Origin of the sequence: Fibrobacter sp. UWB13 (genome assembly GCF_900177805.1) — a bacterium.
In the GTDB taxonomy this organism is placed as follows: Bacteria; Fibrobacterota; Fibrobacteria; order Fibrobacterales; family Fibrobacteraceae; genus Fibrobacter.
In genome coordinates this window covers 195,653-207,000 of the sequence record NZ_FXAX01000002.1, presented here as the reverse complement: position 1 = coordinate 207,000, position 11,348 = coordinate 195,653, and the positions used below count along the sequence as shown (strand labels likewise).

5 protein-coding genes are annotated in these 11,348 nt (G+C 52.0%); all 5 read left to right on the top strand.

Annotated features, from left to right (window positions below):
• The first annotated feature begins 63 nt into the window (after positions 1 to 63).
• The 5 genes from B9Y77_RS10655 (at position 64) to B9Y77_RS10635 (ending at position 11,165) form a co-directional block, all read left to right on the top strand.
• Entirely contained in the window at positions 64 to 3,063 is a 3,000-nt protein-coding gene (locus tag B9Y77_RS10655) for a glycosyl hydrolase family 95 catalytic domain-containing protein (protein ID WP_085491608.1), read from the top strand.
• 291 nt (positions 3,064 to 3,354) lie between these two features.
• Positions 3,355 to 5,013 carry a carbohydrate-binding protein gene (locus B9Y77_RS10650; protein ID WP_085491607.1) on the top strand — a complete coding sequence of 553 codons (1,659 nt, stop codon included), beginning with the start codon at positions 3,355 to 3,357 and terminating at the stop codon, positions 5,011 to 5,013.
• Positions 5,014 to 5,210: 197 nt separating this feature from the next.
• Positions 5,211 to 7,088: an endo-1,4-beta-xylanase gene (locus tag B9Y77_RS10645; RefSeq protein WP_085491606.1), complete on the top strand. Its 1,878-nt coding sequence runs from the start codon at positions 5,211 to 5,213 to the stop codon at positions 7,086 to 7,088.
• A 225-nt stretch (positions 7,089 to 7,313) separates the two neighbouring features.
• Entirely contained in the window at positions 7,314 to 9,140 is a 1,827-nt protein-coding gene (locus B9Y77_RS10640; protein WP_085491867.1) for an endo-1,4-beta-xylanase, read from the top strand.
• A 258-nt stretch (positions 9,141 to 9,398) separates the two neighbouring features.
• Positions 9,399 to 11,165: an endo-1,4-beta-xylanase gene (locus B9Y77_RS10635; protein WP_085491605.1), complete on the top strand. Its 1,767-nt coding sequence runs from the start codon at positions 9,399 to 9,401 to the stop codon at positions 11,163 to 11,165.
• Positions 11,166 to 11,348 lie beyond the last annotated feature (183 nt).

The following is an 11,348-nucleotide window of genomic DNA, read 5'->3' as shown; positions in this document are numbered from 1 at the left end:
AGAGTTCGTAGAACTCGATAGGATCTATGAAAACGGTGTTGTTTTGGGTTAATGGAGAACACTATGTTTAGAACAAAGAAATCTTTAGCAAGCCGAATCCTTGGCTCTGCGGCAATAGCTTGTGCCGTAGCCTTTTCGAATGTCGCCGCGACAACGGACAATCCGCTTACACTGTGGTACAATAGTGATGCCGGTTCCGAATTCACGAATGCGCTCCCGATTGGTAACGGCTACATGGGTGGCCTCATCTACGGTGGTGTCGAAAAGGATTACATCGGCCTTAACGAAAGTACGGTCTGGTCGGGCGGCCCTGGCGATAACAACAAGCAGGGGGCGGCAAGCCATTTGAAAGATGCCCGTGACGCCTTATGGCGTGGCGACTATCGCACGGCAGAATCCATCGTGAGCCAGTACATGATTGGACCGGGGCCTGCAAGTTTCCAGCCGGTGGGCGATCTTGTGATTTCTACTTCGCACAAGGGTTCTTCCAATTACCGACGTGAACTTGACCTCAAGACTGCAATCGCAAAGACTACCTACACGGTGGGCGGCGTCAAGCATACCCGTGAATATTTCGCAAGCTATCCCGATCACGTGATTGTCGTGCATCTCTCTGCCGATAAGGATGGCTCCGTAAGCTTTGGTGCAACGATGACGACTCCGCATCGCAATAACCGCATGACCTCTAGCGGCAACACGCTCATTTACGATGTCACGGTCAATTCCATCAAGTTTCAGAATCGCTTGACTGTTGTTACCGATGGTGGCACGGTTTCTGTATCCAACGGCAACATCAACGTGCAGGGCGCAAATAGCGCAACGCTTATCCTCACGACCGCTACAAACTTCAAGTCTTATAACGATGTGAGTGGCGATCCGGGTGCTATTGCATCCGAAATCATGTCGAAGGTTGCAAAGAAGTCCTATGAAGATTTGCTTGCAGCACATCTCAAGGATTACCAGACGATTTTCAACCGCGTCAAGCTGGACCTCGGTACGGCGGACAAGAGCGCAGGCGACATCACCTCCACCCGCGTCAAGAATTTCAATTCCACAAATGACCCGTCTCTTGTAGAGCTTCATTACCAGTATGGTCGTTATTTGCTCATCGCTAGTTCTCGCAAGGGCGGGCAGCCGGCCAACTTGCAGGGCATCTGGAACAAGGACACAAACCCGATTTGGGGTAGTAAGTACACCACCAACATCAACCTCGAAATGAACTACTGGCCGGCAGAATCCGGCAACCTCGAAGAATGCGTTTGGCCGCTCATTGACAAAATCAAGTCCATGGTGCCGCAGGGCGAAAAGACCGCCAAGGTGCACTGGGGCGTGGATGAAGGTTGGGTAGAACACCACAATACCGACCTTTGGAACCGCTCTGCTCCGATTGACGGTGCGTGGGGACTTTGGCCGACAGGTGCTGGCTGGCTCACGACTCACCTTTGGGAACACTTCCTCTACAATCCGACGGACAAGGCGTACCTGCAGGACGTTTATTCAACAATGAAGGGGGCTGCACTCTTCTTCGTAAACAGCCTCGTCGAAGAACCGACTACGGGCAACAAGTATTTAGTCACCGCTCCGAGCGATTCCCCGGAAAATGACCATGGTGGCTATAACGTTTGCTTTGGTCCGACGATGGACAACCAGATTATCCGCGACGTTTTGAACTACACGATTGAAGCTTCCAAGATTCTCGGCGTTGACGAAGATGTCCGTGCCAAGATGGAAGCAACCGTCAAGCGCCTCCCACCGACAAAGACGGGTAAGTACGGACAAATTACGGAATGGCTCCAAGATTGGGATGATCCGAACAACAAGAACCGTCACATTTCTCACTTGTACGGCCTTTTCCCGAGTGCTCAGATTACTCCGGAAGAAACTCCGGACTTAATCAAGGGCGCTGGCGTTACGCTGCAACAGCGCGGCGATGATGCCACCGGTTGGTCTCTTGCTTGGAAAATCAACTTCTGGGCGCGCATGCACGATGGCGACCATGCTTACAGAATGATTCGCATGCTTCTCACGCCGAGCAAGACTTACAATAACTTGTTCGATGCGCATCCGCCGTTCCAGATTGATGGTAACTTCGGTGCAGTCTCTGGCGTGAACGAAATGCTCATGCAGAGCCACAACAACAGAATTAACCTGCTCCCGGCTCTCCCGTCGCAGTGGGCAAACGGCTCCGTGAAGGGCATCCGCGCTCGCGGTGGTTTCGAAATTGATTCCATGGCATGGAAGGGCGGCAAGCTCACGTATGTGGCCATCAAGTCGCTCGTGGGTAGCACGCTGAATGTTGTTTCGGGTACAAACAAGTACTCTACCGCGACTGTTGCTGGTAAGGTCTATGAATTCGATGGCAATCTCAAGGTGACGAACGCTCCGTTCGAACCGCTCGAAATTACGGACAAAATTCAGGCTGAAAACTATGTGGCTATGGACGGCGTGCAAATTGAAGAAGATTCTCTTGGCACTCCGAACATTGGCTGGATTAACGATGGCGATTGGACTCAGTACTACATAAATGTCCCGGCTGCAGGTAGCTACGTCTTGACGGGTCGCGTTGCCACAGGCTCCGAAAAAGAAAGTGTCATCACGGTCACGGATTCTACGGGCAAGATTCTCGGAACGCTCTCCATTGACCCATCAAAGTCTAAGGGCTGGAACGATTGGTATGAAGCAACTACGAAGATTACGCTCCCGGCGGGCAAGCAAAAGCTCACGTTCACGTACACTGGCGAAGACACTTACCTTGGCAACGTAGACTGGTACAATCTTGAAGCCGACCCGACATCTGTTGCAATGCCGGTCATGCGTAATGCTTCGCTCTCCGTAAGTCGCGTGCCGTACTCTCACGCATCCATTGCGCTGATGGTGAATGCACCGGCTAATGATTACGTTGTCCATCTCGTTGGTGTGAACGGCAAGTTCATCGGTACGCAGTGCGGTCACGGCGACGGTCTCGCAGAATTTGGCGTTGGCGCACCTCTTGCACCGGGCATGTATTTTGCCATCGTCAAGAGCGGCTCCATGCAAAAGACCATGAAACTCACTGTCCATTAAACTTGTCACCCCGCACTTGTTGCGGGGGCACCTTACACACTTTCCTCCTCACTCACAAAGCCTGGGACTCTCGTAGCCCCGGGCTTTTTCGTGTTATGTCTCCCCTGATTTATTCCGGGGGCACCTTACACACTTTCCTCCTCACTCACAAAGCCTGGGGCTCTCGTAGCCCTGGGCTTTTTCCTATTGATAAATTGACAAAACAACTTGCATTCACGCATACGACATTCCACATCCAATAGCATATATTTATGGGTGGGGATAGTAGGTTAATAAAAAAGGGAGGATCTCATGAAAAAGAGAGTTCTTGGTTTAGCTTTTCTTCTTTGCGCAAACTCATTCGCCGTTACAAGCCAATTCCGCGGAGTCAACTGGGCGGATAAGCGCGACAACTTCGTCTCGGACGTTCTTGTGCTTTCGGGCTTAAGCCTTTCCGACAATCATGAATCGGCTTATGCCATTGCAGACCGTATTGTCGGGCAGTTCCAGGAAGTGCTTGGTACAAACAGCGTGCGCATGCCGGTGAACGAACCGACCATTCTTAAAGCTTTTGACATGTATTCGGGTGCTTTGGATGCTGCTCTTGAACATGGTCGAGTGGCTATGGGCTACTGGGGCCCTGCGCAGCCTGCGGGGCCCAAGAACATGGACGATTGGTGGAAAATGTGGGCGAAACTCGTCGAAACATACGGCGACCATCCGAACGCCTACTTTGAAATTTTCAACGAACCGCACATGTATAACAAGACGGACCTTCGCAATCTCTATGCGGACTGGCTCAAGAAATTCCCGAACGTCCCGCGCGACCACATTTTGCTCGATGGTTCCGGCCTCGCTTGGAACGTTCCGGACATCGCTGACGACCCGCGCTTTGAAGGCTGCCTCTTTGCCGTTCACGAATACACGTTCTGGAACATGAGCATCACCACTGAACAGGGCTGGAAAAACAGCTTCAAGGGCAAGGTTGGCAAGTACATCGACCGCACCGTCTGCACGGAATGGGGCGGCGCCATGAGTCCTGGCGACAAGGCGGGCGTGCATTACGACTATCAGGATTACAACAAGGCTCCGACCAACTACTTCACCGCTTACATTCGCGGCATGTCCGATCAGCTCCGCGAATGGGAAATGGGCAGCTTCTACTGGCCGGGTCTCCGTGATGGCGACTGGTACAGCATGACCAAGCGCAGCGGGGAAGGCGTAAACACCAAGCTCCAGATAGTGAACCAGTCCGGTGTGGACCGCATGCAGATGGCCTGGGCCGATACGGTTGAAACAACGCCTCCGCAGCAGGACCCGTTTGGCGGCCTTGATGCAGACGGAAAAGCCATCGCCGGTAAGCCTGCAACGCTCCCCGGAAAAATTCAGGCCGAAAATTACGACCTCGGTGGTAGCCGCGTCTCGTTCTACGACAAATCGACCGACAACGAAGGCAAGGCCTACCGCAAGGACGCCGTGGACATTGTTGCTCTTGATTCTGCGGACGCCTCCAAGGGCCATGCCATTGGCTACACGCAAGCCGGCGAATGGATGGAATACACGGTGAACGTCGAAAAGACCGCAACGTATAGCGTTGCCGTGCAGATGGCGACTGCTTCCGAGAAGGCTGGCGTGCAGCTCTTTGTCGATGACAAGGCGGTTTCCGATAGCATCATCGCTACGCAAGGCGAAGACTGGACCACCTATAGCGCCGTCCAGGCCAAGGTGGGCGAGCTTGCTGCGGGCGAACACGTGCTTAAAATGCTCGTCGTCGGGAACTACGTAAACATCGACTGGCTCGAATTCTGCGAAGGCGAAAAATGCGAAGAAACCGTCGGAATCCGCGCAAATCGCGCTTCCTCCGTGCGCACTCTCGAAAACTCCTCCCCGCGCCTCCGCGTCCAAAACAACAAGCTCTTTGTCGAGAAAAACGGCCGCCACTTCGACCTCACCGGCCACCGCATCAAGTAAGCATTGTCATGCCCGCCGAAGCCTCTCATGCCCGACGCCTGTCCTCGCTTGACGGGGATGATCGGGCATCTCCATTACGAATATTCCGTTATGGACTTTTTATCAATAATATGTAATTGCTTTTTCTGAACATATTCTCAAAAAGAGGATATGTTTAGAATGGTTATGGGTATTAACCGTGTACGAGGATTAGGTATATGAGAAAACTGTCTCTCTCTTTGGCTGCAGTAGCCGTTGCTGGTTTTGTCTCCGTTGCTAACGCTGCCCTTGCCGATGGCGGTGCTAAATTCTTAGGTAATATCACTACGGGTGGCCAGATTCGTAGCGACTTTGCTCAATATTGGAACCAGATTACACCCGAAAACGGCTGTAAGTGGGGTTCTATCCATTCCCTTTCTAATGGCAACAGCGGTACAAGCAAGTTCGCCTGGGACAACTTCGACAAGTGCGAAAGCGCCTACAAGTGGGCCAAGGAAAAACCGGGCGAACGCCACTTCAAGTTCCACGCCCTCGTTTGGGGTTCCCAGTACCCGAACTTCCTCTGCAAAAAGAAAAATCCGGGCATTACCGTAGAACTCACCAAAAAGTACATCACCGAATGGTTTGATGCCGTTGCCGCGAGGTTCCCGGACCTCGAATACATTGACGTGGTGAACGAAGCTATTTGGGCGGGTAACAACTACCACTCTGGTTACGGCAAGCCTGCTGCAGGTGCCGAAGGCCACAGCACCGACGATACCGAATGCGGCGGCTCCTACATTATCGAAGCCCTCGGCGGTGACCGCGTTGTAAATGGCAAGCACCAGTACGACTTTATCACGAACGCCTTCAAGATGGCCCGCGAACGCTGGCCGAAGGCTGTGCTTATCTATAACGACTATAACACGCTCTCCTGGCAGATCAACGAAGGTATCGAACTCATCCAGACAATCGTCAAGAATGGAGCTCCGATCGATGCCTACGGTCAGCAGGCTCACGACTGCAAGGGCATGAGCAAGTCCGATTTCGAAAGCAAGATGACCCGTATCCATAACGAGACGGGCCTCCCGCTCCTCGTTTCGGAATACGATATCGGCGAAGCCGACGATACCAAGCAGAAAAACGATTACGCAAACCAGATTCCGTTCATGTGGGAAACTCCTTGGGTCGCAGGCATTACCATCTGGGGCTATATCAATGGTTCTACTTGGGTTGCAAACACCGGCCTTATCGAAAAGGATGGCCGCAAGCGCGCTTCCATGAACTGGCTCGAAGACTACTTCGCCAAGAACTTGAGCAAGGGCAAGAACGATGTGACCTTCACTCCGGTTGAACCCGAACCGCAGCTTCCGTTCAAGGGTGAAGCGATTGCCATTCCGGGTAAGGTCGAAGCCGAAGATTTCGATATTCCGGGTGTGGGCGTCAACGAAGACGGTACGAGCAACCAGTCCTACAGCGACGATTCCGAAAACCACGGCGATAGCGATTACCGCAAGGACACGGGCGTTGACCTTTACAAGAAGGCGACCGGCGTAATCGTGGGCTACAACAGCGAAGGCGACTGGCTCGAATGGACCGTGAACGTGAAGGAAGCGGGCGACTACACGATGTTTGCCGCCGTGGCTGCCGCAGGTTCTACCTCCAGCTTCCAACTCTCTCTCGATGGCAAGGCGCTTACCGAAAAGATTACTGTCCCCGCCGCCAAGGAAGGTGAAGAAAATTATGACGACTACAACAAGGTCAAGGCCAACGTGACTCTCCCGGAAGGCAAACATGTTCTCCGCATGGATGTAACCGGCGCCTGGTTTGACGTGGACTACTTCACCTTCGTGAAGGGCAAGGACGCTACCGACCCCGAACCGATCGAAGAAGAAATTCCGGATGCCATCCACTCGAACCTCCGCATGAATTACCCGGTTCTCAGCGATTACGATGTCTTTGACATGAACGGCGTCCGTCTCGGCCGCATGAGCGCCTACTCCGTAGACGAAGCCGTGACGACCCTCAAGAATACGAGCGCCATCAAGGTCCAGGGAATCTACCTGCTTCGTTCCGTCAAGAGCGGCATGGTAAAATCCGTCCGCGTGACCCGTTAAAATATCCTAATCCATAACTTCCCCGAATGGGGGAGCCTTAAATACCCAAAGGCCTTCGAGCTCACCCTCGAAGGTCCTTTTTTTACTATGTCACCTCGGCTTTGTAAAAATTCCATTATGGACATTTTGTCAATGATAAATTTTGGACTTTTTGGGGCGATTTTTAAAAACAAAGATATGTTTATAATGGTTGTATGGGACTCTTAACCTATGAGGATGTGGAAAATGAAATCAAAATATTTGAAAGGTTTATTGGCTGCTGCACTTTTGGGTGGTGCAGTAAGTTCTTACGCAGGTCCAGGCCTTGCCGATGGCGCGGCCAAGTTCATTGGTAACATTACCCAGAGTAATAGTGTCGGCTCAGACTTTACTGCGCTCTGGAACCAGGCTACGGCCGAAAACGGCTGTAAGTGGGGTTCCGTCGAAGGTACTCGTGGCCGTTACAACTGGGGTGCCTGCGATGCTGCCTATAACTGGGCAAAGCAGAACGGGGGGCACTTCAAGTTCCACGCTTTGGTGTGGGGCTCCCAGTATCCGAACTGGCTCAATGGCCTTAGCACAGACGAAACGAAGAAGGCGATTACCGCCTGGTTCGATGCGGTCAAGGAACATTACCCCGATCTCGAAATGATCGACGTGGTGAACGAAGCTATCCGTACGGGCAACAACAGCTATCATTCTCCTTATGGCAAGAACAACAACATCATTCCGGCACTCGGTGGCGATAATGGTGGCAATTACCAGTTCGTAACGACCGCCTTCAAGATGGCGCGCGAACGTTGGCCGAAGGCTATCCTCATTTATAACGACTATAACACGGTGCAGTGGAACAAGGATCAGGGTATTCAGCTTATCCAGACCATCAAGAAAAACGGTGCTCCGGTTGACGCATACGGTTTGCAGGCTCACGACATGATGAGCCAGGGCGGTGGCGCTGGTGGTACCGGTGGTGGCGGCTCCTGCTTGAGCATCAACACCCTTAAGAGTGTGCTCAAGGAAATTTGGGACAAGACCCAGACCCCGATGTTCATCAGCGAATACGACATTGCAACTACCGACGACAATATCCAGAAGCAGTGCTACTCCGAACAGATTTCTCACTTCATGGAAAACGAACACATTGCCGGCATTACCATCTGGGGCTACATTTATGGTCGCACTTGGCTCGACTGTAACGGCACTGCGAGTGGCTGCTCCGGCATTGTCAAGAATGGCCAGGACCGCGCCGCTTTGAAGTGGATGAGGGAGTACCTCAAGAGCAACAAGGGCGTGAACACGACTGGCCTCAATACAGGTGTTCTCACTCCGGTTGACCCTGTTCCGCAGGAACCGTTCAAGGGCGAAGCTCTCGCTGTTCCGGGCAAGATTGAAATCGAAGACTTCGATAAGCCGGGCCAGGGCAAGAACGAAGACGGTACGAGCAACGAATCCTATGGCGACGATTCCGAAAACCATGGCGACTCCGACTACCGCAAGGATACCGGTGCTGACCTTTATAAGAAGGCTACTGGCGTTGCTCTCGGCTACAACACTACGGGTGACTGGTACGAATACACCATCAACATTGCCGAAGCTGGCGACTACACCGCAATCGCTTCTGTTGCTACCGAAGGCACGGGCGCATTCACGCTCTCTCTCGATGGCAAGTCTCTCGCTGAATTCGAAGTCACTGGCACAAGCTACGACGACTTCTCCGACGTGAAGAAGAAGGTGACGCTCCCGGCCGGTAAGCACGTGCTCCGCATGGACGTGACTCAGCAGTACTTCGACATCGACTACATCAACTTTGTGAAGGGTGAAGTTGCTGACAATCCGGGTGGTGGCGATGAACCGCCGATCTCCATCAAACAGCAGATTCAGTATCAGGCTCCGAGAATTGGCAGCTACGACGTCTTCGACGCAAACGGTGTCCGCCTTGGCCGCATGAACGCTTACTCCATGAACGAAGCCATGCAGATTCTCAAGAGCTCTAACGAAGTCAAGAACAACGGCATCTACATGCTCCGCTCTGTCCAGAATGGTGCTGTGAAGTCCGTGCGTATCTCTCGCTAAAAGGAATCCTAATCCATAACTCCCCTAAACCAAACGGGGAGCCTTAAATACCCAAAGGCCTTCGAGGTTCCCCTCGAAGGTTCTTTTTTTGTGCTTTGTCACCCCGGCCTCCGTGCCGGGGTCACCATCTCGTACAATGTAAACTTCTGTTTGTCGACATTTTGGCAATGATAAATTTTCGCAATCTTGAATAAACTGATGAAAATGAGAATAAGTTTATAATAGTGTTAGAGTACTAACCAAAGAGGATGTTGGAAAATGAAATCAAAATTCATTAAGGGTTTTGTGTCTGTTGCCCTATTGGGTGCAGCGAGTTCCTTTGCAGGCCCCGGCATGGCCGATGGCGGTGCAAAGTTTCTAGGAAATATTACAACTCGTGGCCAGGTTCAGTCCGATTTCGGGACTTATTGGAACCAGATTACCGCCGAAAACGAATGCAAGTGGGCGTCCATCGAAGGCACTCGCGGTCGTTACAATTGGTCGGGCTGCGATGCTTGCTATAATTGGGCAAAAAAGAATGGTGGCAAGTTCAAGTTCCACGCTCTTGTGTGGGGCTCCCAGTACCCGAACTGGCTCAATGGCCTTAGCACGGACGAAACCAAGAAGGCGATTACCGCATGGTTCGATGCCGTTGCCGCTCATTACCCCGATCTCGAAATGATTGACGTGGTGAATGAAGCCATCAAGTCGGGTGGCAGCTACCACTCCGGTTATGGCCGAAACAACAACATTATCCCGGCTCTCGGTGGCGATAACGGCAACTACGAATTCGTGGCAACTGCATTCAAGATGGCGCGCGAACGCTGGCCGAAGGCAATCCTTATCTACAACGACTACAACACGTTCAGGTGGCAGATTAACGAAGGTATCGACCTCGTGAACAAACTCGTGAAGCAGGGTGCTCCGGTCGATGCTTATGGTCAGCAGGCTCATGACTTGACCGATATGAACGCCAACGATTTTAAGAGTGCTTTGAACAAAATCCAGAATAGCGTCAAGAATGCCAAGGGCGAACCGATGCCGCTCTTCATTACCGAATACGATATCGGTACAGATAACGACAACCAGCAGAAACAGCGCTACTCCGAACAGATTCCCGCATTCTGGGAATCTCCTCAGGTCGCAGGCATTACCCTCTGGGGATACATTTACGGCGCCACTTGGACCACGAACGGAAACTCCGGTCTTATCAAGAATGGTAGCGATCGTCCGGCAATGACTTGGCTCAAGCAGTACTTCAAGGAACATCTCAAAGACGGTAAGGATAATACGGGTCTCTTTGCTCCGTATGTACCGCCTGAGCCGGTGCCGCGCAAGCCGTTCAAGGGCTCTGCTTTGGCAATCCCGGGCAAGATTGAAGTCGAAGACTTTGACATTACCGGCGTCGGCGAAACCGATGGCGTCAGCAATGTGTCTTACAGCGATGGTGACCCAGAAAACCACGGTGATTCCGATTACCGCAAGACCGATGCGGCGGATGTCGATATCTACAAGAAGGCGACCGGATACATTGTTGGCTACAACACGACCGGTGACTGGCTGGAATACTCTGTCGACATCGCAGAAGCGGGCGACTACACGGCTACGGCATCTGTCGCTACGGATGGTTCTGGCTCCTTCAAACTCTCCATTGACGGAAAGTCTATCGGTGAGTTCGATGTTTCAGGCTCTAGCTTCGATGAATTCTCTGATGTGAAGAAAAAAGTGACGCTGCCGGCGGGTAAGCATATCCTCCGTCTGGATGTGACTAAGCAATACTTCGATATCGACTATATCAACTTCACAAAGGGCGATAGTGATGATCCGCCTATCGCTATCCAGACCCAGGTTCGCTACGAATATCCGGAAGTCAGCGACTACTACGTCTTTGACGTGAACGGTGTGCGTATCGGTCGCATGAGTGCCTACTCCATGGACGAAGCTGTGACAACGCTCAAGAACACGAGTGCCATCAAGGTCCAGGGCGTCTATATGCTCCGTTCTGTCAAGAATGGTGAAGTGAAGTCGGTCCGTATCGCCCGCTAACTAGAATTCCTAATCCATAACTCCCTCATAGGGAGTCTTTTACACCCAAAGGCCTTCGAGGTACCCCCTCGAAGGTTCTTTTTTGTGCGAAAAATCAAAAAAAACGAAAAATAGGGTTTTTATAGGGATTGTTGTACCTTAATCCATAAAATTGATGTATTTTAATTAATTGCAGAAAGGGAG